The sequence below is a fragment of the Streptomyces sp. NPDC006335 genome (assembly GCF_040612795.1).
In the GTDB taxonomy this organism is placed as follows: Bacteria; Actinomycetota; Actinomycetes; order Streptomycetales; family Streptomycetaceae; genus Streptomyces.
Map to the genome: position 1 here is coordinate 524618 of NZ_JBEXQX010000003.1, position 25710 is coordinate 550327.

The window sequence follows — 25710 nt, forward strand, 5'->3', positions numbered from 1 at the left end:
CCATGGACTTCGGACTCGTCCTGCAGACGGATCCGCCCGCCTCGAAGGTGATCAGCCTGATGAAGCGGGCCGAACGCAACGGCTTCACCTACGGGTGGACGTTCGACTCCGCCGTTCTCTGGCAGGAGCCGTTCGTGATCTACAGCCAGATCCTCGCGAACACCTCGACGTTGACGGTCGGCCCGATGGTCACCAACCCGGGCACCCGCACCTGGGAGGTCACCGCCTCCACTTTCGCCACCCTCAACGACATGTTCGGCAACCGCACGGTCTGCGGCATCGGCCGCGGCGACTCCGCGATGCGCGTCGCGGGCCGTACGCCCAACACACTGGCCCGGATCAGCGAGGCCATGAAGGTCATCAGGGCCCTCGGCTCGGGCCAGGAGGCCGACCTCGGCGGCACGGTCGTCAGGTTCCCGTGGATCAAGGAGGGCGCCGAACTCCCCGTATGGATGGCGGCGTACGGGCCGAAGGCGCTGAAGATGACCGGCGAGGAGGCCGACGGGTTCATCCTCCAGCTGTCGGACCTGTACCTCACCGAGTACATGGTGAAGGCGGTCAAGGACGCGGCCGTCGCAGCTGGTCGGGACCCCTCAGAGGTCAAGATCTGTGTCGCCGCCCCCGCCTACGTCACCGAGGACGACTCGCCGGAGGCACTCGCCCACGCGCGTGAGCAGTGCCGCTGGTTCGGCGGGATGGTCGGCAACCACGTGGCCGACCTGGTGTCGAAGTACGGCTCGGGCGGTGGCCTGGTCCCGCAGGAGCTCACCGACTACATCAAGGCGCGTGAGGGGTACGACTACTCGCACCACGGCCGCGCCGACAACCCCGACACCGCCTTCGTGCCCGACGAGATCGTCGACCGGTTCTGCGTCATCGGACCGGTCGAGAAACACATCGAGAAGCTGCACGCGCTGCGCGAGCTGGGCGTCGACCAGTTCGCCGTCTACGACATGCACGACGCCCAGGAAGCCACCATCGACGCCTACGGCTCCGAGATCATCCCCGCCGTCAACTCCTGACGCGGCTCCGAGAACCGCTCGACCGACCCCCCACTCCTTGTCCCCCCTTCCCGCCGTCCCGGGAAGGGGTGGCGGGGCCGGGAATGGCCTCCCCGCCCGTCCCGGTCCCGCCCGAGGCCCCCGCACGGCCTATCCCGTTCCGTCCTGATCGATTGGCCTGCCCATGACCGAAACAGTCCCCACGGGGTCGCCGATACCGCAGAACGCCGGCACCGGTGGCCGCGTCGAGCTCGCCCCCGAGGCCTTCCCCGCCGACAGCCCCTTCGCCAACGAGGACCTGCGTCCCGTACCGGTCTCCGAGCGCAAGTGGACGACGTACAACTTCGCGGCCCTGTGGATCTCCATGGCGCACTGCATCCCGAGCTGGACCCTGGCCTCCGGCCTGGTCGCGCTCGGCATGGACTGGAAGCAGGCCGTCTTCACCATCGCCCTGGCCAACGTCATCGTGCTGCTGCCGATGCTGGCCACCGGGCACGCCGGACCCAAGTACGGCATCCCCTTCCCGGTCCTCGCCCGTGCCTCCTTCGGGCTGCGCGGCGCCAACATCCCGGCACTCATCAGGGCGGCCGTGGCCTGCGGCTGGTTCGGCATCCAGACCTGGATCGGCGGCAGCGGCATCTTCGCGCTGGGCTCCAAGCTCACCGGCGGCCACTGGGAGAACGCGGCCAGGATCGCGGGCAACCCATGGCCCCTGTGGCTCTGCTTCCTGCTGTTCTGGGCGCTCCAGATCGCGATCATCTACCGCGGCATGGACTTCCTGCGGCACTTCGAGAACTGGGCCGCGCCCTTCGTGATCGCCGGCGCCCTCGTCCTGCTCATCTGGATCGCGGTCAAGGCGGACGGCTTCGGCGCGCTGCTCGACCAGCCCTCCAAACTCGGCTGGGGCGCCGACTTCTGGCCGGTGTTCTTCCCGTCCCTCATGGGCATGATCGGTTTCTGGGCCACTTTGTCCCTGAACATCCCGGACTTCACCCGTTTCGGCGCCAGTCAGAAGGCGCAGACGTGGGGGCAGTCCCTGGGGCTTCCCACGACGATGACCTTGTTCGCGGTCCTCGCCGTGCTGGTCACCTCCGGATCCGAGGCGGTCTACGGCGAGGCCATCTGGGACCCGGTCGCGCTCGCCGCCAAGACCGACAACGCGTTCGGACTGCTCTTCGCGCTGGTCGTCGTCCTCGTCGCCACGGTCTCCGTGAACATCGCGGCGAACGTGGTCTCACCGGCGTACGACCTGTCCAACCTGGCTCCGAAGTTCGTCAACTTCCGCACCGGCGCGCTGATCACGGGTGTCGTCGGCATCCTGATCTTCCCGTGGAAGCTGATCTCCACGCCGGAGTTCTACATCTTCACCTGGCTCGGAGTCGTCGGCGGTCTGCTCGGCACGGTCGCGGGCATCCTCATCGCCGACTACTGGATCGTCCGGCGCACGGTCCTGCACCTCGCGGACCTCTACACGCCCGGCGGCCGCTACTGGTACGCCAACGGCTGGAACTGGCGGGCGATCGTCGCCTTCGTGGTCGGTGGACTGCTCGCCGTCGGCGGCTCGTACTCGGCGGTGGGCGCGGACGGCAAGAAGACCGGGCCGTTCCCGACCGACGGACTGATCCCGTTCCTCAAGCCACTGGCCGACTACGGCTGGGCGGTGGGTCTCGGCGCGTCGCTGCTCCTCTACATCGCGCTGATGCTGCCGAAGGGCAGGGAGCAGGAGGGCATCGCCGCCTGACGGGTGACGTCACGCGCGCGTGGAGGGCGGTCAGACGGGTCCGGGCCTTTTCGGCTCAGGCCTTCTGACCGCTCTGCAGCGCCGCCACCGCCTCCTTGGCGGCCTTGATGGCACCCTTGTTGATCTCGTCCGTGCTGGGCGCCTTCTTCGACTCGAAGTCGCTGCCGTTGTACGTCACGGTCACCAGCGCGTTGGACGCCTGGATCATGACCACGCCCTCACGGGTCTGCTGCTTGTTCTCGGTCGTCAGGTTCACCACCGAGTACCCCGCGTCACCGACCCCGGGCACGCTCCCGCCGCCGCTCTTGTCGGCGATGTTCTCCTTGTACGACTTGGCGGCCGCCTCGTCGGACTCCGTGATCTCGAAGGACACGTCGAGCCAGCGGTAGTCGTACCCCTTGAGCGCGTTCCAGGAGCAGGTGCGGCGCAGGGCCGTGTCCGTCGAGGGGATCTCCTTGCCGGCCGTCTTGGCGCCCGGCACCAGCGACTTGATCGTCGCCGCGCTGATGCTGCCGCAGGGCGCGGGTGCGGCGGCGTACTGCTTCGAGGCGGCGGCCGTGGACGCGCCCGAAGGGGTCTCGCCGGCGGCGGCGGACTGCGGCGCCGACTCCTTCTCGGCGGCCGGCGTCGTGGCCGGACCCGACGTCAGTGCCCAGCCCGCCGCGGCGAGCACGACGACGGGGGAGATGCGCGCGGTGAGCGCGAGCGGCAGGGAAAGAGTTCGCACGGCGCACTTTTCGTGGGGGACGGACGGTGCGGAGGGGTCCGCACTGCGGACGGGACGCCAGTTTCACATGTCTCCTTGTGCGGTGGAAGTGCGAACTCGCTCCGTACCTGTGCCGTCACTGCGCCCCGCCGTCGATGCGTCATGTGTCCGCTTATGTCCGGGCGATGGGCCGGTACAGGGCCGATTCGATGCGGTCCACGGCGAGGAACGCCCCATAGGCCACGAGGTGCACCAGACAGTGGTCGGTGTGCTCCGGCCGCCGCCAGGCCGCCACGTCCTCGTCGGTGATCCGGTACGGCGCGAGCGCGGCCAGCAGCACCAGACGGGCACCGGGACGCTCCCGCCGGTCCGGGAAACCGCTCAGGTCCAGCGGCGGGTGCGACCCGTCCCAGTCCAGCAGGGTCTCCTCCACCAGGTCCTGGTCGTCGGTGCCGAGGAGGCCGGCGCCCGCCATGGCCGCCCGGAGCAGCGCCGCGTACGCGAGTCCGACGGGCGTACCGTCCGCCCACGCGGGGGCCTCGCCGGGATCGGGCAGGTCGAGCAGCGCGAGGGACGCGCCGGGCCGGGCGGATCGGCGCACGGTCCGGGAGAGGGTGCGGCCCGCGAGACTGCGGACGGCCCGGAAGCGCTGGGCGTTGCCCGGCAGCAGGTTCTCGGTGAGCAGCGCGGACACGATCCGGTTGATGAAGTGGAAGGCGAACGCGGTGCCGAGGTAGCCCGGGGCGTGCTCGCGCGGGAACGGGTACGGTTCCGCGCCGAGACCGCCCGGCACGCGCGTGTGCCTGCCCCAGTCCAGCACACGCGCGTGCCCTTCGTCGCCCGGGCGCTCTCCGCGGGCGACGCGTTCGGCGAGCGCGTGGTCGCCGGTGGCGTGCAGCAGCGTGGTGTGCGCGTCCACGCAGAACGGGCAGCGGTTGGCCAGCGAGACCCCGAGCGCCGCGAGCTCCTTGCCGGTGCGGCTGCCGGGGCCGGCGATCAGCGACTCGCGCATCAGCGCCCACGCGGGAGCGAGGAGCTCCGGCGCGGAGGACAGCACCACGAAGGTCACGGGTTCGGCGATGCCGAAGTCGCGGGACAACTGCTCGTAGACCTCGGCGACACGGCCGGTGGCGGCCTTGGGCGGCAGGGGCTCGGTGTAACGGAAGGGTGTGGACATGCACAGCAGCGTGCGCCCCGGCCCCGGCCGAGGTCGTCGTACGGCCGAAGGGAGTTGGGCTTACGTCCGTGAGCGCGGACCGGGACACGGACTACTACGGGGGGAGTAGCGCGGGAGTTGTCCACAGGGCGGACGCCGGTGTCGGTGCGGCGGTCTAGCGTGTGGGTATGAGTGGGCACCCGGTCGGTTCGGCCATCTCCCAGCGGCTCGCCGATCTGGCCCTCGCGGTCGTGGTCGGCGCCCTTGTCGTGGTCGCGGCGGCTCAGGACCCGGACACGACCGCCCTCGACCACGGACTCCTCGTGGTCAGTGCGGCCGCTCTCGCGTTCTATCGCGCGGTCCCGCGGGCGGTGCTGGCCGTGGCCACGGTGAGCGGGGCCGCGTACGTCCTGCACGCCCACCCGGGGCCCCTCGGCGCGCTCTCCGTCTTCGCCGCCGTGCACCTGGCCTCCCAACTGGGGCACCGGGGCTGGGCGGCGGGCGCGAGCGGGATCTTCCTCGGGGCGTACGCGGCGACGGGACCGACGGCCCAGGAGGCGGTCGAGAAGACCCTGCTGCTCGCGGGCTGGTTCGTGTGCGCGGTGGTGACGGGCCTCGCCGGCCGCAACTGGCAGGCCTATCTGCGCCAGACGGAACAGCGTGCCCTGGAGGCCGAGCGCACCCGGGAAGAGGCCGCGCTGCGCCGCGCCGGTGAGGAACGCCTGCGCATAGCGAGGGAGTTGCACGACTCCCTCACCCACAGCATCTCCATCGTCAAGCTCCAGGCGGGCGTGGCCGTCCATCTGGCGCGCAAGCGGGGCGAGGAGGTGCCGCCCGCTCTGCTCGCCATCCAGGAGGCGGGCGGTGAGGCCATGCGCGAGCTGCGCGCCACGCTGGAGGTCCTGCGCACCGACGAGCCGACCGGCACCCCGGCGCTCCTCGTGGAGCGGGCCCGGGCGGCGGGCCTCGCCGTCGAACTGAGCGTGACGGGCGAGGAGCGCGCCCTGCCCGCTCCCCTCGACCGGGCCGTGTACCGGATCGTCCAGGAGTCCCTGACGAACGCGGCCCGCCACGCGGGACCGGCGAAGGTACGGGTCGAACTGGCCTACGGCGAGGCCGACTTGACGATACGGGTGGAGGACGACGGAGCCGCCCGTCCGGACCGCCCGCCTCGACCCGGCCACGGCCTCACCGGCATGCGCGAACGCGTCACGGCACTGGGCGGGACGCTGCACACCGGGCCGCGGGAGGAGGGCGGATTCTCGGTGCGGGCGGAACTGCCTTTGAGAGCGGGGGAGTCGCTGTGAGCGAGGTCGGAGGTCGGTGTCGTCGGTGTGCGCGGAAGGGACTTGAGGCGGGCGGCGACTCTCGGGGATGCGGGATCGGCTGCCGGAGCGGGAGGCGGTTGCTCGCTGTGCGCGGGACCTGTCGTGAGGGCGGGGGCGGCTCTCCGGTGCAGGGCGGGTTCGGTCGCCGGGGTGTGGGCACGGGCGCTCAGGCGTGGGGCGGGTCTTCGGCGGGGCCGATGTCGGTCACGCGGGGAGTCGGTGTGATCGGGGCGAAGAGGTGCTTCGTTTCGCGTGGGGAGGTGAGGGCGTGATCAGGGTGGCGCTCGTCGACGATCAGGCGTTGATGCGGGCCGGGTTCCGGGCCCTGCTGGACGCCGAGGACGGCATCGAGGTGGTCGGGGAGGCGGCCGACGGGGAGCGGGGAGTGGAGCTGGTGCGGGCGCAGATGCCCGACATCGCGCTCATCGACGTCCAGATGCCCGTGATGACGGGCATCGAGGCGACCCGGCTGATCGCCGCGGACCCGGAGCTGGCGGGGGTCCGCGTGGTGATCCTCACCAACTACGGCGTCGACGAGTACGTCTTCGAGGCACTGCGGGCGGGCGCGAGCGGTTTCCTGTTGAAGGACACCGAACCGGCCGACCTCCTCCAGGCCATCGAGGTGGTGGCCCGGGGCGAGGCGCTGCTGTCGCCCGCGGTCACCCGCACCCTGATCGGCGAGTTCGTCTCCCGCCCCCCGGACCGGTCCACCGCACCCGGCCTGGAATGCCTCACCCGCCGCGAACGCGAGGTCACGGCCCTGGCCGCCCGGGGCCTGTCCAACGAGGAGATCGCCGAGCACATGGTGATCAGCCCCCTCACCGCCAAGACGCACATCAGCCGCGCGATGACGAAACTGGGCGCCCGCGACCGGGCCCAACTGGTCGTGTTCGCCTACGAGTCGGGGCTGGTGACGGCACGCTGCCCCTGATATCGCGTTGCCGACCCGGCCGTGGATCAGCACGCTGAGGCGATGACCGAGACACCACCGCGGATGCACGAGGAGATCCTCGCCTACTACGCCCGGGGCAAGGAGGACGCCCGGCTCAGAGAGGGCGGAGCGCCCGCCGGGCGGCTGGAGTTCTGGCGCACCCAGGACGTCCTGCGCAGACTGCTGCCCGCCGCGCCCGCGCGCGTGCTGGACGTCGGCGGCGGCAGCGGGGTGCACGCGGAATGGCTCGTACGGGACGGACACGCCGTCGAACTCGTCGACCCCGTACCGCTCCACGTCGCACAGGCCTCACGGCTGCCCGGGGTGACCGCCCGCCAAGGCGACGCGCGCGAACTGGCCGCCCCCGACGCGTCGTTCGACGTGGTGCTCCTGCTCGGCCCGCTGTACCACCTGCCCGAACGGGCCGACCGGTTGCGGGCGTTGGCCGAGGCGCGACGGGTCCTGCGGCCCGGCGGACTCGTGGTCGCGGCCACCATCAACCGGTACGCGCAACTGCACGACCTGCTGCGCGAGGAGCGCTACTTCGTCCCGGAACACCGCGAACGCACCGACACCGTCCTTGTGGACGGCCGGCATCCGCACCACGACGAGGGCTTCTTCACCGTCGCCCACTTCGCGGCGCCGGACGAGGTGACCGCGGAGTTCACCGCCGCGCGGCTGGCCGTGGAGGGCCGGTACGGCGTCGAGGGCGTCGCCTGGCTGATGGGCGGTGTCGAGGACTGGCTGGACGATCCGGAGCGGCGCGAGACGGTACTGGCCGCGTGCCGGCACATCGAGTCGGAACCGACACTGCTGGGGGCGAGCGGGCATCTGCTCACGGTGGGCAGACGGCCCTCGGCGTGACACGGCGACCGGCCGCTCGGAGGTGACCGGGCGGACGAACACCGCATCTTGGGCCGGTCGGTGCGGAATGAAAGGATCCGTGGACGCGACCGCCTCGGACCGGCCTGGGCGCGCGCCCGACCAGTGAGGTGAGAGATGTCGTTCACCACCCGGCCGACCCTCCAGGGCACCTTCGGCATGGTGTCCTCCACCCATTGGCTGGCCTCGCAGTCGGCGATGGCGGTGCTGGAGGACGGCGGCAACGCGTACGACGCGGCGGTGGCCGGCGCCTTCGTGCTGCACGTCGTCGAGCCGCACCTCAACGGGCCCGCCGGCGAGGTGCCGATCCTGCTCGCGCCCGCCGGAGGAGAGGTGCGGGTGCTGTGCGGCCAGGGCGTCGCACCGGCCGGGGCGACGGTGGCCCACTACAAGGGGCTGGGGCTGGAACTCGTCCCCGGCACCGGACCCCTCGCCGCCGCCGTCCCCGGCGCCTTCGACGCCTGGATGCTGCTGCTCCGCGACCACGGCACCAAGTCCCTCGCCGACGTCCTCAAGTACGCCGTCGGGTACGCCGAGGACGGGCACGCGCCCGTGGAGAACGTCGGCGCGACCGTCGAGAGCGTACGGGAGCTGTTCGAGACGGAGTGGACCTCTTCGGCGGAGGTCTATCTGCCCGGAGGACGGGCTCCCCGGCCCGGTTCGCTGTTCCGTAACCCCGCCCTCGCCGCCACCTGGAAGCGCCTGATCGCCGAGGTGGCGGGCGCCGGCGACCGGGTCGCGCAGATCGAGGCGGCGCGCGAGGTATGGCGTACCGGATTCATCGCCGAGGCCCTCGTACGGCAGGCGCGGCGACCCACCATGGACACCAGCGGCTCGCGGCACACCGGTACGCTCACGGCCGCCGACCTCGCCGGGTGGTCCGCGACCTACGAGGCGCCGGCGACGTACGACTGGAACGGCTGGACCCTGTGCAAGGCCGGCCCCTGGAGCCAGGGCCCGGTCCTGCTCCAGCAACTCGCGCTGCTGCCGCCCGAGCTGCCCCGGTACGGGTCCGCCGAGTACGTCCATCTGCTGGTCGAGGGCTGCAAGCTGGCCATGGCCGACCGGGAGGCCTGGTACGGGGACGCGGCCGAGGTGCCGCTCGGTGAGCTGCTGTCGGAGCGGTACAACGCGGGGCGGCGTGAACTCGTCGGCGACAAGGCCTCGCACGAGCTGCGACCGGGCAGCCCCGGCGGGCGGGGGCCTCGGCTCAGCGCACACGCGCGCGTGGTCGTCACCGACGAACCCGGGTTCAGCCCGATGGGGGTCGGGGAGCCGACGGTCGCGAAGAACCCCACGTCCCCGGTACCGGGCGAGCCCGAGACCGGTCCCGACGGCGCCACCCGGGGCGACACCTGCCACCTCGACGTCGTCGACCGCTGGGGCAACATGGTCGCCGCCACGCCCAGCGGCGGGTGGCTCCAGTCCAACCCGGTCGTGCCTGAACTGGGCTTCCCGCTCGGCACCCGGCTCCAGATGACCTGGCTGGAGGAGGGCCTGCCGAACTCCCTCACCCCCGGCCGCCGGCCCCGCACCACCCTCACGCCCTCGATCGCGCTGCGTGCCGGAGTGCCCGTCCTGGCCTTCGGCACCCCCGGCGGGGACCAGCAGGACCAGTGGCAGCTCCACTTCTTCCTGGCCGTCGCCCTGCGCTCCCCGGTCCGCGGCGGCCTCGACCTCCAGGGCGCGATCGACGCCCCGAACTGGCACAACGACAGCTTCCCCGGGTCGTTCTACCCGCGAGGGATGCGGCCGGGCAGCCTCACGGTGGAGGCGCGGACGGATCCCGGGGTGGTCGAGGAGCTACGGCGACGGGGGCACGACGTGACGGTGGGGGAGCCGTGGTCGGAGGGACGGCTGTGCGCGGTGGCACGCGATCCGGAGACGGGCGTGTTGTCGGCGGCGGCCAACCCGCGGGGGATGCAGGGGTATGCGGTGGGACGGTGACGGAGGGCGACGGGGGCGGCGGCGGGTGAGGCGGCGGGTGAGGCGCCGCGACGGCTCGACGGATCGAGCGATATGCCCTTTATCTACCGATCTGCCCTGAATCGGGCGTGCGTCGCCTCCGCGTCCCGGTGTTCACGGCGATTCCGGCCGCGCTTCACCGGGCGGGTGGGGATTGTCAGTCCCGCGTGCTCTCATGGAGTCATGATCGAAGACACGGAAACCATCGACGAGTTTCTCGACCGGCACGCGGGCGACGTGGAAGAGGCGGTGCGCAAGGCCGCCGCGGCCGAGGTCATGCCGCGCTTCCGGCGGCTCGCCGCGCACGAGGTCGACCAGAAGGCCGGCCCGCACGACCTGGTCACCGACGCCGACCGGCTGGCCGAGCAGTACCTCACCGAGGTGCTGGGCGCCCTCCTGCCCGGCTCCGTCGTGGTCGGCGAGGAGGCGGTCCACGCCAACCCGGTGTCGTACGAGGCTTTGCAGGGCGACACGCCGGTCTGGATCGTCGATCCCGTCGACGGCACCCGCCAGTTCGTGCACGGCGAGCCCGGCTTCTGCATGCTGGTCGCCCTCGCGAGGAGCGGTGTCCTGCTGGCCTCCTGGACCTACGCACCGGCCCGTGACCAACTGGCCACGGCGATCCGCGGCCGGGGAGCGTTCCTCGACGGCGAGCGGCTGCACGCGGGCACTCCCGACCCGGGACGCGACCTCCAAGTGGCCACCTCCCACCCGGACTACACCACGGAGGACCAGAAGCGCGGCCTGCTGGGGCTGTGGACGGACGGCGTCGCGCCGCGCCCGTGCGGCTCGGCCGGCCTGGAGTATCTCGCCGTGGCCCGGGGCGAGTCGGACGCGGTGGCGTTCTCCTGGGAGGCGGCCTGGGACCACGCGGCGGGCCTGCTGCTGGTCGAGGAGGCGGGCGGCGCCCATCTGACCCTCACCGGCGAACCGTTCCGCATCAAGGGCGGCAACACCCTCCCGTTCACCGCTGCCCGCGACGCGGCGACGGCCCGGAGGGTGAGGGGGCTGCTCGCGGGCGAGGCCTGACGCGACGGCCGGCCCGGGCGGAGGCCGGAGTCGTGCACCGGGTCCAGGACATGGTGAGGGGGCAGAGGCCGGGGCCGCCGTGGACCCGCCGTCGTCTTCCCGAGGGCCGCCTCCTCCCCGAGGCCCGCCGTCTCCCCCCCCAGGCCCGCCTCCTCCCCGAGGCCCGCCCAGGCCCCTGCCCCGAGTCCCGTCCGCCCGACTTACCCCCACGCCCCGAGACTGTCGGTCCCCCGGCATATCCTGATCCTCTGGCCATCGGCTGACGAAGGAGTCCGAAGGTGCCGTCGATGCTCGATGCGGTCGTGGTGGGTGCGGGGCCGAACGGACTGACGGCTGCCGTGGAGCTGGCCCGCCGCGGCTTCTCCGTGGCCGTCTTCGAGGCGCGCGGCACCGTGGGCGGGGGCGCCCGCACCGAGGAGCTCACCCTCCCCGGCTTCCGGCACGATCCGTGTGCCGCGGCCCACCCCCTCGGCATCAACTCGCCGGCGTTCCGCGCCCTGCCCCTGGAGCGCTACGGCCTGGAGTGGCTGCACGCCGAGCTGCCCATGGCGCACCCCTTCACCGACGGCACCGCCGCCGTGCTGTCGAGGTCGGTCGCCGAGACGGCAGCCTCGTTCGGACCGCGCGACGCGGGCACGTACCGGAGGCTCGTCGAGCCGTTCCTGCCCAAGTGGGACACCCTGGCCCGCGACTTCATGTCGCTGCCCGCGACCGCGCTGCCCCGCGACCCCGTCACCCTGGCCCGCTTCGGTCTCGTCGGCCTCCCTCCCTCGACGTGGCTGATGCGCCGCTTCCGCGACGAGCGCGCGAAGACCCTGTTCGCCGGACTCGTCGCGCATGTCATGGCCCCGCTCGGCGGCTTCGCCACCGGCGCCATCGGTCTGGTCTTCGCCCTCGCGGCGCACGCGCGGGGCTGGCCCGTCGCCCGCGGCGGCTCCCAGTCCATCTCCGACGCGCTCGCCGCGTACCTCAAGGACCTCGGCGGCACCGTCCACACCGACTACGAGGTCAAGCGGCTCGACGACCTGCCGCCCGCCCGCGCGTACGTCTTCGACACCTCGCCCACCGCCCTGGCCCGCATCGCCGGCTTCGGCACCTACTACGAGGGCTACCGTTACGGCCCGGGTGTCTTCAAGGTCGACTACGCCCTCGACGGCCCCGTGCCGTGGACCGCGAAGGAGGCGCGCGGCGCGGGCACCGTGCAGATCGGCGCCGACAGCGCGGAGATCGGCACCGCCCTGCGCGCCGCCTCCAGGGAGGGCCGGGCACCCGACAGGCCGTTCATGATCACCGTGCAGCCGAGTGTCGTCGACCCGGGCCGGGCCCCGGCCGGAAAGCACGTCTTCTGGGCCTACGGCCACGTCCCCAGCGGCTGGACCGGCGACCTCACCGACGCCATCGAGCGCCAACTGGAGCGCTTCGCCCCGGGTTTCCGCGACCGCGTCCTCGCCCGCGCCACGGCCGGCCCGCCCGAACTGGCCGCCCGCAACGCCAACTACGTCGGCGGCGACATCGCCTCCGGCGCGGTCAGCGGACTCCAGATCATGCTGCGCCCCAAGCTGTCCCTGTCCCCGTACGGCACTCCGCACCCGGCCGTCTTCATCTGCTCGTCGGCGACCCCGCCGGGACCGGGTGTGCACGGCATGTCGGGACACAACGCCGCGAAGGCCGTCTGGCGCAGGCTGCGACAGCAGACCTGAAGGTCCGCGAGCCGGCCGCAGGCGGTGCGAGAGTGGTGGTCATGACCACCATCAGGCTCGTCCAGGGCGACATCACCCGAGAGAGCGCCGACGCCATCGTCAACGCCGCGAACTCCTCCCTCCTCGGCGGAGGAGGAGTCGACGGCGCCATCCACCGCCGGGGCGGCCCCGCGATCCTGGCGGACTGCCGGAAGCTGCGCGCCTCTCACTACGGCAAGGGCCTGCCGACCGGGAAGGCCGTGGCCACCACCGCGGGCGACCTGGACGCGCGCTGGGTGATCCACACCGTCGGCCCCCGCCACAGCGGCGAGGAGGACCGCTCCGAACTGCTCGCCTCCTGCTACCGCGAGTCCCTGCGCGTCGCCGACGAACTGGGCGCCCGTACCGTCGCCTTCCCGGCCGTCTCCGCCGGGATCTACGGCTGGCCGATCGACGACGCCGCCCGGATCGCGGTGGAGACCGTACGGGCGGCGGAGACGGCGGTCGAGGAGGTCCGGTTCGTGCTGTTCGACGAGAAGGCGTACCAGGCGTTCGCGGCGCGGGTCGCCTGAAGCCGGAAGGCCCGTACCCTGACGGCCGAACGCCCCAGGAGTGCTGCAAACGGGGGAGCTCGCCGGAAAAGTACCTGGTCAGGGATGTCCTGAGGCGGTGACCGGCCGGTCGTGGCCCTCGCGATCGGTTGCGGGAGGCCCGGCCGGTTCTCACGGTGGGCCCTACCAAGCACTTCGAAAGGACCCCGCATGCGCCCCCTCGTCTCCCGCGGCCTTCTCCTGCCGTCCCTGGTCTGCGCCGCGCTGATCATCGGCCCGGTCGGCACCGCGGCCGCCGCCGTCGACGCAGGCCACGGCGCCGCGGATCACGGTGTGGCTCGGACGGCCACTGCCCAGGCCACCACCCACAACACCGCCCACACCACCACCGACGACGCGGACACCCTGCCGGACCGCCTCGAAGCGCTGGACCACCTCGACGCGCTGGACCGCCTCCAGGCACTGGACCGCCTCGACACGCTGAACCGGCCGGAGCACGGCGGCCTCCTCCAGCCCCTCCAGCCCCTCCTGGGCACCGTCACCGACCTCCTCTCCCTGAACGCCCGGCACCTCGACGCGAGCGAGGCGGCCGCCCACGCGAAGGCCGTGGAAGCGGCCAACACCGAGGCCCAGGAGAAGCTGGGGCAGCTCAACGGCACGGACCGGTCCGCGGCGGCGGCCGACCCGGTCTCCGACCTGCTGGACTCGCTCCAGTCCACCATCGAGGACCTGCTCAAGTCGCTGACCTCGCTGGATGTCGGCGGTGTGCTGGGCGCGGTGACCGGCCTCCTCGGCTCCGTGATCGGGACCGTCACCGGGCTCCTCGGCGGCGGGCTGCCCACCCTGCCGGCCACCAGCTGACAAGACACGGCGCCCGGGCACCGGGCACCTCGCCCCACGGCACCCCCGGCACCCCCGCGTGAGCGCACGCGGGGGTGCCGTGTGTCGTCATGTCGTGATGTCACCAGGACCCCACAAAGTCCGACAGAGTCATTGCCTAGCACGTCTTCGGGATCTAGGTTGAGTCGCATCCTGTGCCCCAAAGTCCCCAAGAGCACACAGGAATTGACGCTCCCTCAGTACGTACACCGCACTGTCGTCCCGAGGAAGGTTCCACCGATGTCCCACCCGTACCTGCCTGCCCCCATCAGCCGCAGGCGTCTGCTGGAGTCGGGGGCCGCCGTCCTCGGTGCCCTCGCCCTCTCCTCCGGACCGCTCGCCGGCCGCGGCCACGCCGTGGAGGGAGCCCCGGAGTGGAACGGCGCCATCGACCTCTTCCGGGTGGGCACCCAGCCCCCGCACACCACCCTCATGCCGTACGCCAACGTCGGCCAGGCGCTCGCCGCCGACCGCACCCGCTCGCCGTACCGCGTGAGCCTGGACGGCAAGTGGAAGTTCGCCTACGCCGACCGCCCCGACGAGCGCGACACCGACTTCTACCGCACCGACGTGGACGACAGGGAGTGGGACACCATTCCCGTTCCCTCAGTGTGGCAGGTACATGGCTACGACTTCCCGATCTACATCAACATCACCTACCCCTGGTGGGGTCCCAACGGCCTGGGCGAGGAGGCACAGCCGCCCGCCGCCCCGACCCGCTACAACCCCGTCGGCCAGTACCGGCGCACCTTCACCGTGCCGAAGGACTGGTCGGGGCGGCGGACCTTCCTGCACTTCGAGGGCGTCAAGTCGGCCCACTACGTGTGGATCAACGGTGAACTCGTCGGCTACCACGAGGACTCCTACACGCCCGCCGAGTACGACATCACCCCGCACCTCAAACCGGGCACCAACCAGATCGCGGTCGAGGTCTACCGCTACTCCGACGGCGACTGGCTGGAAGACCAGGACATGATCCGGCTGAGCGGCATCTTCCGCTCCGTCTACCTCTACTCCACCCCGGCCGTCCACCTGCGCGACTTCAAGCTGGACACCCCGCTCGGCGACGACTACACCTCCGCCGAGCTCTCGGTCACCGCGAGCGTGCGCGACTACGGCGGCGACAACCAGGGCCGCTACACGGTCGAGACACAGCTCTACGACGCGGGCGGCCACGCGGTCTGGTCACGCCCGCTCCAGCAGGCCGTAGCCCTCGCCGCCGGCGACGAGACGACCGTACAGGCGGCGAAGGCCGTGCCCGCGCCCAAGCTGTGGTCGGCCGAGCACCCGAACCTCTACACCGCCGTCCTGCGGCTGCGCGACCCCGCCGGCAAGGTGATCGAGACGCTCTCGCACCGCGTCGGCCTGCGGGAGTTCGCCCTGAAGGACGGGCTGATGCGCATCAACGGCAAGCCGGTCTCCTTCCGCGGCACCAACCGCCACGAGATGCACCCCGACCGCGGCACCGCGCTCACCCGCGCGGACCTCGTGAAGGACATCACGATCATCAAGCGGCTGAACATCAACTCGGTCCGCACCTCTCACTACCCCAACAACCCGCTGTGGCTCGAACTCGCCGACGAGTACGGCCTGTACCTCGTCGACGAGACCAACCTGGAGACCCACGGCATCCGTGACGAGTACCCCGGCAACCACCCCGACTGGAGCGCGGCCTGCGTGGCCCGCGCCCAGAACATGGTCCACCGCGACAAGAACCACGCCTCGGTGGTGATCTGGTCGCTGGGCAACGAGGCGGGCGGCGGCAGCACCTTCGTCAACATGCGCGACTGGATCAAGTCGTACGACACCACCCGCGTCGTCCAGTACGAGGGGGACGACCGGCCCACCATCAGCGACATCCGCTCGGAGATGTACGACAGCCCCGCGCGCGTGGAACAGCATGCGAAGAACACCGCCGACACCCGGCCGTACGTGATGATCGAGTACTGCCACGCGATGGGGAACTCCAACGGCAACTTCAAGAAGTACTGGGACATCATCCGCCGTTATCCGGTCCTCCAGGGCGGCTGGATCTGGGACTTCGTCGACCAGTCCCTCACCGAGCCCGTCCCGGTGCGCCAGTTGCTCACCGAGAGCGGCCCCGGCGCGCTGAAGGGCGAAGTCCTGCCCGCGAGCGCCAGGTTCGACCGCGACAAGGGCGTCTCCGGTGCCACGGTCTTCGCCCGCGACGCCCGCCTCGACCTCACCGGCTCGCTGACCCTGGAGGCCTGGGTCACCCCGAAGGTGACGGGCTATCACCAGCCGATCATCGCCAAGGGCGACACCCAGTACGCCCTCAAGCAGTCCGGGAGGACACTGGAGTTCTTCATCTACGGCGGCGGCCAGTGGATCACGGCCAGTTGGGCGCTCCCGGACGACTGGACGGGCCGGGAACACCATGTCGCCGGTGTCTTCGACGCGGCCGCGGGCACGCTGACCCTCCACGTGGACGGCCAGGTCAGGGCCACCAAGGCCACCACCCAGAAGCCCAGCAGCAACACCGCGCCGCTCGCGCTGGCCGTCGACGTCGACAACCCCACACGGGAGTTCAGCGGCACGATCAGGAAGGCGCGCGTGTACGCCCGTCCCCTGAGCGCCGCCGAACTGGCCTCCGAGAGCCGGGGCCCCGGCGACGAGGGTGTGCGGTTCTGGTTCGACGCGGCGACCGTGGGGCTCGCGGAGAAGCGGCCCGCCCAGAAGACCTTCTTCGCGTTCGGCGGCGACTGGGGCGACAACCCCAACGACGGCGCCTTCGTCGCGGACGGCATCGTCACCGCCGACCGCGGCCACACGGGCAAGGCCGCCGAGGTCAAGCAGATCTACCAGGCGGTCAACGCGTCCTGGACCGCGGACGGGTCGGTGACCCTCACCAACGAGTACCTGTTCACCAACCTCCGCGAATTCGATGGCAGTTGGACCCTCACCGCCGACGGGAAGGTGGTGCAGCGCGGTCGGCTGACACGGGACCAGCTGAACGTGGCACCGCTGTCGAGCAAAACCATCACCGTCCCGTACAAGCTCCCCGGCACCCCCGCCCCCGGCGCCGAGTACTTCCTCCGACTCTCCTTCACCACCAAGGAGTCCACACCCTGGGCGAAGGCGGGCTTCGAGGTGGCCAAGCAGCAGCTCGCCGTCGACGCGCACAGCCCGGCGGTGACCCCGGTACCGCTCGCGAAGGTCCCGGCCCTGACCCACCGGGACGCCTCCGGCCACGTCACCGTCGACGGCAAGGACTTCTCCGTCACCGTCGACAAGGACAGCGGGACCATCACGTCGTATCGGGCCCACGGCACCCGACTGCTCACCTCGGGCCCCGTCCCGAACTTCTGGCGGGCGCCCACCGACAACGACCACGGCAACGGTCAGCACACCCGCAACCAGACCTGGCGGGACGCCGGTGCGAACCGCAAGGTCACCGACGTCGGCGTGCGGGCGCTGGGGGACCGGGCCGTCGAGATCAAGGTGAGCGGCACCCTGCCGACGACGACCGAGTCGACGTACACCACGACCTACACGGTCTTCGGCAACGGCGAGATCAAGGTGGACAACACGCTGCACCCGGGGGCGAGTTCACTGCCGTACATACCGGAGGTCGGCACGATGTTGTTCCTGCCGCGCCGCCTGGACCGGCTGCACTACTACGGCCGCGGACCCGAGGAGAACCACTGGGACCGCAACAACGGTACGGACGTGGGGCTTTGGTCCGGAACCGTCGCCGAGCAGTGGACCCCCTACATCCGCCCGCAGGAGAACGGCAACAAGACCGACGTCCGCTGGGCGGCCCTGACCGACCGCGACGGCGTGGGACTGCTGGTCTCCGGCGAGCCCCTCCTGGAGGTCAACGCCTCGCACTTCACCCCGGAGGACCTGTCGAACGGAGTGCGCCACGACTACCAGCTCACCCCGCGCGACGCGGTCGTCCTCAGGGTGAACCACCGGCAGATGGGCGTCGGCGGTGACAACAGCTGGGGCGCGCACACCCACGACGAGTACAAGCTGTTCGCCAACCGGGACTACGCGTACACCTACCGGCTGCGGCCCCTGAGGGACGTGACCCGGGCGACGGCGGCCTCGCGGCGGCCGACGGCCACTTCCTAGCGCACGCGTGGGTGGGGCGTCCCCGGTCCCCCCGGTCCGCCGGGAACGCCTCACCCACGCCCGCGCAGCAGACCCACCGCCACCACCGGACCGCACGCGAGCAGCACCGCCAGCACCCCGTACCCGTACGTCAGAGTCGCCGCCGCGGCCACCCCGGCGACCAGCAACGGCCCGCCGGCGTCTCCCAGTTCGCGTCCCAGCTCGGCCGCCCCCATCGTCTGCCCCAGCCGTTCCGGCGGGGTCGAGGCCGCGAGTGCCGCGAAGGCCAGGGGGGTGATCAGCCCGGTACCGACGCCGATCAGCGCGGCAGCCGACAGCACACCCGCGAGCCCCGGCAGCATCGCGCAGCCCAGACCGGCCGCCGCCAGCAGCAACCCGGCGGTCAGCCCAGCGCGCACCGTGAGCCGCCCCGCGTCCAACGCCCGCCCGGCGCGCGGCTGCACGACCGCCGCGCAGGCCGCGAGCACCGACACCGCGGCACCGGTCGCCACCGTGCCGAGTCCCGCCACCGCGCCCGACACGGGCAGGAAGCCCACGCCCACGGAGAGCGCGGCGGTCGCCCCGGCGAGCGCGGCCGTCGGGACCAGGAACGCCCGGTCGGCCAGCCGCCGCGCCAGGTCAAGGACGGTCTGCCGGGCCCGGGGGAGCGGCGGTACGACGGGTACGACGATCAGCGCCCACACCGCCACGGCCGCGCCCAGCACCGCCAGCACCGTGAACAGCAGCCGCAACCCGCCCGCCCACACCAGCACCCCGCCGAGCAGCGGGCCCAGGGTGTAGCCGACCGACTTGTGGAAGCCGTAGCTCCCGAAGGCCCGCCCGTGCTTGGCGGCAGGATTCAGCCGGGCCACCAGCGCGGACGCGGCGGGGGAGAAGGCGGAGGCCGCCGCACCCTGCCCGAGCCGCACGGCCCACAGCCAGCCGGGGCTGTCGGCGAGGGCGTAGAGCGCGGACGCGACGGCGAACGCCACCAGCCCGCCGAGGAGCACCGGGCGGGCCCCGATCCGGTCGGCGATAGTCCCGAACAGCGGCTTGAGCACGACCTCGGCACCGTCGTACAGGGCGAGCAGACCGCCCAGCACGAGCAGCGAGGTGACCGCGTCCCCGGAGTCCGCGCCGAGGTTCGCGGCGATGCCGTGGGCGCCGAAGGCGGTGGTGAAACCGGCCGCGTACAGCGGCCACATCACCTGCCGGGGCGGCTCACTCGGTGGCGTCACTGAGCCCCAGTCGCAGGTGCTCCACGTGATAGACGGCCTGGTCGAGCAGTTCGGCGACATGGTGGTCGTGCAGCGCGTACACCACCGAGCGGCCCCGGCGCTCGCCCACGACCAGGCCCAGGTTGCGCAGCAGCCGCAACTGGTGCGAGCACGCCGACTGCTCCATGCCCACCTCGGCGGCCAACTCGGTCGCCGGGAGCGGCCCTTCGCGCAGCCGCGCGAGGATCAGCAGGCGGGAGGGGGTGGAGAGGGCCTGGAGGGTGGTGGCCACCTTGGCCACGTTCGCCGCGTCCAGACGTACCCGCTCGGCGGTTTCCTGCGCGGTGGTGACGGCTCCATGACCCATGGGCGGTATCTTACCCATCGCACATGAACAGATGAATGAGTCTTCATGTGTTCCTGTATGGTTGCTCGGGTGTCCACGACTCTCACCCCCGTTCGTGTCCCCTCGCCCGCGCACCCGGCACCCCGCCGCACCCGGGTCCTCGCCCTGCCCGAGGCCCGCTGGGCGCTGGCGTCGACCGCCGCGTTCCTGCTCGCGCTCCCGCTGGACCTGGGCGGCCTGCCGTGGTGGGCGTACGGCCCGCTGTACGCGCTCGCCTACGCCGCCGGCGGCTGGGAACCGGCCCTCGAAGGGCTCAGGGCGCTGCGCGAGAAGACCCTGGACGTCGACCTGCTGATGATCGTCGCGGCGCTCGGCGCGGCCGCGATCGGCCAGGTCCTGGACGGCGCCCTGCTGATCGTCATCTTCGCCACGTCCGGCGCCCTGGAGGCCCTGGCCACCGCCCGCACCGCCGACTCCGTACGCGGCCTTCTCGACCTCGCGCCCACGGCGGCGACCCGGGTCACGGAGCACGGCGAGGAGACGGTCCCGACAAGTGAACTCGCCGTAGGAGACGTGCTGTTGATCCGTCCCGGCGAGCGCATCGGCGCCGACGGCCGGGTCGTGGACGGCGCGAGCGAGGCCGACCAGGCCACCATCACCGGCGAACCCCTCCCGGTCCCCAAGGGCCCCGGGGACGAGGTCTTCGCCGGCACCCTCAACGGCACCGGCGCGCTGCGCGTCCGCGTCGAGCGCGACCCCGCCGACTCCGTGATCGCCCGCATCGTGACCCTGGTCGAGGAGGCCTCCCGGACCAAGGCACCGACGCAGCTGTTCATCGAGAAGATCGAGCAGCGGTACGCGGTGGGCATCGTGGTCGCCACGCTCGCCGTGTTCGGCGTGCCGCTGGCCTTCGGCGCCGACCTCACGGACGCGCTGCTGCGCGCGATGACGTTCATGATCGTCGCCTCGCCGTGCGCGGTCGTCCTCGCGACCATGCCGCCCCTGCTGTCCGCCATCGCCAACGCCGGGCGGCACGGCGTCCTGGTCAAGTCGGCGGTCGCGATGGAGCGGCTCGGCGAGGTGGACGCCGTGGCCCTCGACAAGACGGGGACGCTGACGGAAGGCGCCCCGGAGGTCTCGGCCGTACGGCCGCTGCCGGGCTCCGGACTGACCGAGGACGCTCTGCTCGCGCTGGCCGCCGCGGCCGAGCACCCGAGCGAGCATCCGCTCGGGCGGGCCGTGGTGCGGGCGGCCAGGGAGCGGGGGCTGCGGGTCGCGGCCGCCCAGGATTTCGCCGCCGTGCCCGGTAGCGGCGTGACCGCGGTGGTCGAAGGACGGCTGATCGAGGTCGGGCGGCCCGGTGACCCCTCGGACCTCGTCCTTCCGGACACCGGCGCGGACCGCCCCGAGGCCGGCGCCACCGTTGTCCTCGTGACCGGCGACGGCGTCCCCCTCGGGACCCTCGCCCTCACCGACCGTCTCCGCCCCCACGCCCCCGCCGCCACCGCCGCGCTCACCGCCCTGACCGGCACCGCCCCCGTCCTGCTCACCGGCGACAACGCCCGGGCCGCCGCGCGGGTCGCCGAGGCCACCGGCCTGGTGGACGTCCGCGCCGACCTGCTGCCCGAGGCCAAGGTGGACGCCGTACGGGAGCTCCAGGACGCCGGCCGCAAGGTGCTGTTCGTCGGGGACGGCGTCAACGACGCACCGGCGCTCGCCGCCGCCCATTCCGGCATCGCGATGGGCCGGGCGGGCTCCGACCTCGCGCTGGAGACCGCGGACGCGGTCGTCGTACGGGACGAGCTGGCGACCGTGCCGGCGGTCGTACGGCTGTCCCGGACCGCCCGCCGGCTGGTCCTCCAGAACCTGGTGATCGCGGGCACCTTCATCACCGGACTCGTCCTGTGGGACCTCCTCGGCCACCTCCCGCTGCCGCTCGGCGTCGCCGGGCACGAGGGCTCGACGGTCCTCGTCGGCCTCAACGGGCTGCGGCTCCTGCGCGAGTCCGCGTGGCGACCGGGCCAGGTCCCGTCCCAGGGCACGCGAGGTTGATGTCGGATTCTCGCCAGCCGAGCTCTGTCGGGTGGTCGATGCTGGACGCATGCAGACGGGGATGTACACCGAGACCGAGCGCTGTGTGCGCGCCGTGCAGTCCAAGGACGCGCGGTTCGACGGATGGTTCTTCACGGCCGTACTGACGACCCGCATCTACTGCCGGCCGAGCTGCCCGGTCGTCCCGCCCAAGCCCGAGAACATGACCTTCTACCCGAGCGCGGCGGCCTGCCAGCAGGCGGGCTTCCGCGCCTGCAAGCGGTGCCGGCCCGACACCACCCCGGGCTCGCCGGAGTGGAACCAGCGTGCCGACCTCGTGGCCCGCGCGATGCGGCTGATCGCCGACGGCGTGGTCGACCGCGAAGGCGTACCCGGCCTCGCCGCCCGCCTCGGCTACAGCACCCGGCAGGTCGAACGCCAGCTCCTCGCCGAACTGGGCGCCGGCCCGCTCGCCCTCGCCCGCGCCCAGCGCGCCCAGACGGCGAGGATCCTCATCGAGACGACCGCGCTCCCGATGGCGGACATCGCCTTCGCGGCCGGCTTCTCCGCGATCCGCACCTTCAACGACACCGTGCGCGAGGTCTTCGCGCTGGCACCGGGCGACCTGCGCGCCCGCGCCGCGAGGAAGACCGCGCCGGACACCCCCGGCTTCCTGTCCCTGCGCCTGCCGTTCCGCGCCCCCCTCAACCCCGACAACCTCTTCGGGCACCTCGCGGCCACCGCCGTCCCGGGCGTGGAGGAGTGGCGGGACGGCGCGTACCGGCGCACGCTGCGACTGCCGTACGGGCACGGTGTCGTGGCCCTCACGCCCCGCCCCGACCACATCGCCTGCCGGTTGACGCTGAGCGACCTGCGCGACCTGACCGTCGCCATCAGCCGCTGCCGCCGGATGCTCGACCTGGACGCCGACCCGGTCGCGATCGACGACCAGTTGCGCACGGACCCGCTGCTCGCCCCCCTGGTGGACAAGGCACCCGGCCGACGCGTCCCGCGCACGGTCGACGAGGCGGAGTTCGCCGTACGGGCCGTGCTGGGCCAGCAGGTCTCCACCGCGGCGGCCCGCACCCACGCGGCCCGCCTGGTCACGGCCCACGGCGACCCCGTCGACGACCCCGAGGGCGGCCTGACGCACCTGTTCCCGACCCCCGAGGCACTGGCCGCGCTCGACCCCGCCTCGCTCGCGATGCCCCGCACCCGCCGTACGACCTTCACCACCCTGGTGGACCGACTGGCCGACGGCAGCCTGCACCTGGGTGTCGAGAGCGACTGGTCCGAGACCCGCGCCCGCCTCCTCGACCTCCCCGGCTTCGGCCCCTGGACCGTCGACGTCATCGCCATGCGCGCCCTCGGCGACCCGGACGCCTTCCTCCCGACCGACCTCGGAATCCGGCGCGCCGCCCAGGAGTTGGGCCTGCCCTCCACCCCGGCAGCGCTGACGGCCCGCGCGGCGGCCTGGCGGCCCTGGCGGGCCTACGCCGTCCAGTACCTGTGGGCGACCGACAGCCACCCGATCAACTTCCTTCCCGTGTGAGGACGTCCAGTGAAGCAGCACACCGTGATCGACAGTCCCTACGGCCCGCTGACACTCGTCGCCGACGACGGAGTCCTGTGCGGCCTCTACATGACCGACCAGCGCCACCGCCCCTCGCAGGAGACCTTCGGCACCCCGAACGACGGGTGGTCCAAGGAGGCGGAGTACCAGTTGCAGGCCTACTTCGAGGGCGAGTTGAAGGAGTTCACCCTCGAACTGCGCCTGCACGGAACCCCGTTCCAGCGCACGGTCTGGGAACAGCTCCGGCGTATCCCGCACGGCGAGACCCGCACCTACGGTGAACTCGCCGACGCCCTCGGCAATCCCAAGGCCTCCCGCGCGGTCGGCCTCGCCAACGGCAGGAACCCGATCGGCATCATCGTCCCCTGCCACCGCGTGGTCGGCGCCGACGGCAGCCTCACGGGATACGGCGGCGGACTGGAGCGCAAGCAGCGCCTGCTGGACTTCGAACGGGGGGCGTCGCTGTTCTGAACGGTGCCTCGCCGGGCGTCTCTGCGGGTCGCCCGGCACCCCACGCGTCACTCGTCCACCTCGGCACTTCCCTGCCTCGCGGTGTATTCTGGTGCCGAATGGCAGGTTCTGCGCGAGGTTGCTATCGACCTGCCACGGATAAAGATGATTCCTCCGTCCACTCTCACGGGGGTGGGATCATGGCGACTCATACAGATCGCTCCGGTCCCCAGCTCACATTCATTCAGCCATCGCATTTGTATGGATCCCCTCTCCGCCTGTCCGCTGCGAGGTCGGTCATCGGCAGAGATCCCGGCTGTGACATTCGGATAGACGATCCGTATGTGAGCGGCCGGCACGCACTCCTGAGCCGCTCGGGAGCGGACATGGTCCTCGAAGACCTGGGTTCCGCCAACGGCACTTCGGTGAACAACCGCCCCGTGGCCGCCCCGCAGACGCTGCACGACGGTGATGTGCTCACCCTGGGAAGCGTGAGCATGCGCTACGAATGGCCCGGCAGCGCCACGAGATTCGATGTGGGTCAACAGCAAGCTGCCCACATCAACAATGTGGGCAGGGATCAGTACATCGATCAAAGGCAGGAGAGCTTCCTACGGCAGATCGCGGCAGCTCGCACGAGAGCCCGGAGAATCATCCTGTTCGGATTCGTGATCTTCTTGTGCGGCTTCGCTGTTTTCGCCTACGGAATTCTGAGGTTCATGGGCAGTATCGGGGACCCGGTGTCCGACGATCCCAATGAATGGCCCGACCCGGGAGAAATGTTCGGAGCGGAGATCGGTGGCTTTCCGGTGTTCCTTCTCGGCTGGGCAGCCGCCGGCGTCGGCACGGTCATGATGATCACCGGGCTGGTGATGCACGTCATCGCCGCATCCAGGCAACGCTCGTTCGACGCGGCCGTGGGCCGCCGGTGACGCAACGAGGGGACATGCAGTGAGCTTCAACATCGGCAGCCAACAGGGCAACATCAACAACGTCGCTGGTGACCAGACCATCCACGGTGGCCAGCACGGTCAGTTCACGACGGCCACGGATCCGCGTGCCATGCTCGGTCTGCTGCGTGCGGAACTCGACCGCCTGGCTCTCCCGCCCGAGGTCGCGCGCCAGGTGGACACCGAAGTCGCGTCCCTCGACGCCGAACTCGCTTCCCCTTCTCCGGACCGCACCACCATGGCCCAGCGTCTGGTGCAGATCACCCGGCTGGTGACCGCCGCGGGTGCGGCCGTCACTGCCGGCGGGACCCTCGCGGGAGCCCTGTCCTCCCTCGCGGCCTGGCTGGGGCCCATCGGCGACTCCGTCCTCCACGCCATCGGGTAGTTCCCTCGGCACGGGCGCGAGATCTGCCCGGAAGCCTGCCGCCGGTTCGGCGGCATCGATCATGGATTCCCCAACGACCTGATCCTGCGCATGAGTTCGGGCAGCGCCGTGCCGATCGGCTCCCGGATCACCTCGTCGGCGCGGTCGTCGTACGGGGTCGGCTCGGCGTTGACGATGACGAGACGGGCGCCGTGGTCGGCGGCGACGCCCGCGAGGCCCGCCGCCGGCTGGACCTGGAGGGTGGTGCCGACGGCGATGAAGACCTGGCACGCCTTGGTGACGGCGACCGCCTCACCGAGCACGACAGGGTCCAGACGCTCGCCGAACATCACGGTCGCCGACTTGAGGATCCCGCCGCAGTCCAGGCACGGCGGGTCCGCCTCCCCGGCGTCGACCCGGGCGAGCGCCTCCTCCATCGGCCCGCGGGTGTGGCACTTCGTGCACACCACCTGCCGTGCTGTGCCGTGCAGTTCGAGGACCTTGCGGGCGGGCATCCCGGCGAGCTGGTGCAGCCCGTCCACGTTCTGTGTGATCACCCGCACCGGCACCCCGGACCTCTCCAGCTCGGCCACCGCCACGTGCGCCGCGTTGGGCTCGGCGTTCAGCGACTGGTTCGCGCGCCGCATCTGCCACGAGCGGCGCCGGATCTCCGGGTCGCCCATGTAGTAGTCGTACGTCACGAGCTTCTCGGCCTCGGGGTCCTTGCGCCAGAGCCCGTTCGGGCCGCGGTAGTCGGGGATCCCGGAGTCGGTGGAGATACCGGCGCCGCTGAGGAGGGCGACGAGGGGCTTGGTCATGGCATCGAGGGTAGGGCGGGTGATCCGGATCGGGCG

21 protein-coding genes are annotated in these 25710 nt (G+C 71.8%); 16 read left to right on the forward strand and 5 right to left on the reverse strand.

Translation table 11 applies throughout. From position 1 onward, the window contains the following. Window positions 1–2 precede the first annotated feature (2 nt). Together ABZ098_RS13085 and ABZ098_RS13090 are read left to right on the forward strand one after the other, a co-directional pair. Window positions 3–1022 carry a TIGR03842 family LLM class F420-dependent oxidoreductase gene (locus ABZ098_RS13085; protein WP_356590228.1) on the forward strand — a complete coding sequence of 340 codons (1020 nt, stop codon included), beginning with the start codon at window positions 3–5 and terminating at the stop codon, window positions 1020–1022. A 163-nt stretch (window positions 1023–1185) separates the two neighbouring features. Beyond that, window positions 1186–2742, forward strand: a complete 1557-nt coding sequence (locus tag ABZ098_RS13090) for an NCS1 family nucleobase:cation symporter-1 (RefSeq protein WP_356590230.1) — start codon at window positions 1186–1188, stop codon at window positions 2740–2742. 55 nt (window positions 2743–2797) lie between these two features. Here the strand turns inward: ABZ098_RS13090 and ABZ098_RS13095 are convergent, their stop codons facing one another. Further along, window positions 2798–3469, reverse strand: a complete 672-nt coding sequence (locus ABZ098_RS13095) for a hypothetical protein (RefSeq protein ID WP_356590232.1) — start codon at window positions 3467–3469, stop codon at window positions 2798–2800. 151 nt (window positions 3470–3620) lie between these two features. Beyond that, window positions 3621–4625 (reverse strand): carboxymuconolactone decarboxylase family protein, encoded by a 1005-nt coding sequence (locus tag ABZ098_RS13100; RefSeq protein WP_356590234.1) that lies wholly within the window; start codon window positions 4623–4625, stop codon window positions 3621–3623. 167 nt (window positions 4626–4792) lie between these two features. On the opposite strand from ABZ098_RS13100, the gene ABZ098_RS13105 reads away from it, so the two are divergent. The 9 genes from ABZ098_RS13105 (at window position 4793) to ABZ098_RS13145 (ending at window position 17946) form a co-directional block, all read left to right on the forward strand. Further along, a complete protein-coding gene (locus ABZ098_RS13105) occupies window positions 4793–5911 on the forward strand; it encodes a sensor histidine kinase (RefSeq protein WP_356590236.1) in 1119 nt (372 codons plus the stop codon). Between the two features lie 289 nt (window positions 5912–6200). Beyond that, window positions 6201–6863 carry a response regulator transcription factor gene (locus ABZ098_RS13110; protein WP_356590238.1) on the forward strand — a complete coding sequence of 221 codons (663 nt, stop codon included), beginning with the start codon at window positions 6201–6203 and terminating at the stop codon, window positions 6861–6863. Window positions 6864–6905: 42 nt separating this feature from the next. After that, window positions 6906–7727: a class I SAM-dependent methyltransferase gene (locus ABZ098_RS13115; RefSeq protein WP_356590240.1), complete on the forward strand. Its 822-nt coding sequence runs from the start codon at window positions 6906–6908 to the stop codon at window positions 7725–7727. 135 nt (window positions 7728–7862) lie between these two features. Further along, window positions 7863–9692 (forward strand): gamma-glutamyltransferase, encoded by a 1830-nt coding sequence (locus tag ABZ098_RS13120; protein WP_356590242.1) that lies wholly within the window; start codon window positions 7863–7865, stop codon window positions 9690–9692. Between the two features lie 201 nt (window positions 9693–9893). Further along, window positions 9894–10739: an inositol monophosphatase family protein gene (locus ABZ098_RS13125; RefSeq protein WP_356590244.1), complete on the forward strand. Its 846-nt coding sequence runs from the start codon at window positions 9894–9896 to the stop codon at window positions 10737–10739. Window positions 10740–11026: 287 nt separating this feature from the next. Further along, window positions 11027–12439, forward strand: coding sequence for an NAD(P)/FAD-dependent oxidoreductase (locus ABZ098_RS13130; protein ID WP_356590246.1), 1413 nt, complete (start codon window positions 11027–11029; stop codon window positions 12437–12439). A 41-nt stretch (window positions 12440–12480) separates the two neighbouring features. Beyond that, complete coding sequence (locus ABZ098_RS13135) at window positions 12481–12990, forward strand: O-acetyl-ADP-ribose deacetylase (protein WP_356590248.1); 510 nt, start codon at window positions 12481–12483, stop codon at window positions 12988–12990. Window positions 12991–13179: 189 nt separating this feature from the next. Beyond that, a complete protein-coding gene (locus tag ABZ098_RS13140) occupies window positions 13180–13830 on the forward strand; it encodes a hypothetical protein (protein ID WP_356590250.1) in 651 nt (216 codons plus the stop codon). A gap of 258 nt (window positions 13831–14088) precedes the next feature. Then, window positions 14089–17946, forward strand: a complete 3858-nt coding sequence (locus ABZ098_RS13145) for a glycoside hydrolase family 2 TIM barrel-domain containing protein (RefSeq protein WP_356590252.1) — start codon at window positions 14089–14091, stop codon at window positions 17944–17946. Between the two features lie 50 nt (window positions 17947–17996). Here the strand turns inward: ABZ098_RS13145 and ABZ098_RS13150 are convergent, their stop codons facing one another. Together ABZ098_RS13150 and ABZ098_RS13155 are read right to left on the reverse strand one after the other, a co-directional pair. Continuing rightward, window positions 17997–19130 (reverse strand): MFS transporter, encoded by a 1134-nt coding sequence (locus ABZ098_RS13150; protein WP_356590530.1) that lies wholly within the window; start codon window positions 19128–19130, stop codon window positions 17997–17999. 16 nt (window positions 19131–19146) lie between these two features. Beyond that, on the reverse strand, window positions 19147–19509 hold the full coding sequence (locus tag ABZ098_RS13155; RefSeq protein WP_057608409.1) for a metalloregulator ArsR/SmtB family transcription factor: 363 nt from the start codon (window positions 19507–19509) through the stop codon (window positions 19147–19149). A gap of 57 nt (window positions 19510–19566) precedes the next feature. On the opposite strand from ABZ098_RS13155, the gene ABZ098_RS13160 reads away from it, so the two are divergent. The 5 genes from ABZ098_RS13160 to ABZ098_RS13180 all read left to right on the forward strand — a co-directional run bounded on the left by ABZ098_RS13160 (window position 19567) and on the right by ABZ098_RS13180 (window position 24877). Next, window positions 19567–21540 carry a heavy metal translocating P-type ATPase gene (locus tag ABZ098_RS13160; RefSeq protein WP_356590254.1) on the forward strand — a complete coding sequence of 658 codons (1974 nt, stop codon included), beginning with the start codon at window positions 19567–19569 and terminating at the stop codon, window positions 21538–21540. Window positions 21541–21601: 61 nt separating this feature from the next. Next, entirely contained in the window at window positions 21602–23071 is a 1470-nt protein-coding gene (locus ABZ098_RS13165; protein WP_356590532.1) for an AlkA N-terminal domain-containing protein, read from the forward strand. A 9-nt stretch (window positions 23072–23080) separates the two neighbouring features. Continuing rightward, a complete protein-coding gene (locus tag ABZ098_RS13170) occupies window positions 23081–23563 on the forward strand; it encodes a methylated-DNA--[protein]-cysteine S-methyltransferase (protein ID WP_356590256.1) in 483 nt (160 codons plus the stop codon). 179 nt (window positions 23564–23742) lie between these two features. Continuing rightward, window positions 23743–24474: an FHA domain-containing protein gene (locus ABZ098_RS13175; protein ID WP_356590258.1), complete on the forward strand. Its 732-nt coding sequence runs from the start codon at window positions 23743–23745 to the stop codon at window positions 24472–24474. A 19-nt stretch (window positions 24475–24493) separates the two neighbouring features. After that, window positions 24494–24877: a hypothetical protein gene (locus tag ABZ098_RS13180; protein ID WP_356590260.1), complete on the forward strand. Its 384-nt coding sequence runs from the start codon at window positions 24494–24496 to the stop codon at window positions 24875–24877. Window positions 24878–24936: 59 nt separating this feature from the next. Here ABZ098_RS13180 and ABZ098_RS13185 read toward each other — a convergent pair whose 3' ends face one another. Then, on the reverse strand, window positions 24937–25674 hold the full coding sequence (locus ABZ098_RS13185; protein WP_356590262.1) for a Sir2 family NAD-dependent protein deacetylase: 738 nt from the start codon (window positions 25672–25674) through the stop codon (window positions 24937–24939). Between the last annotated feature and the right edge of the window lie 36 nt (window positions 25675–25710).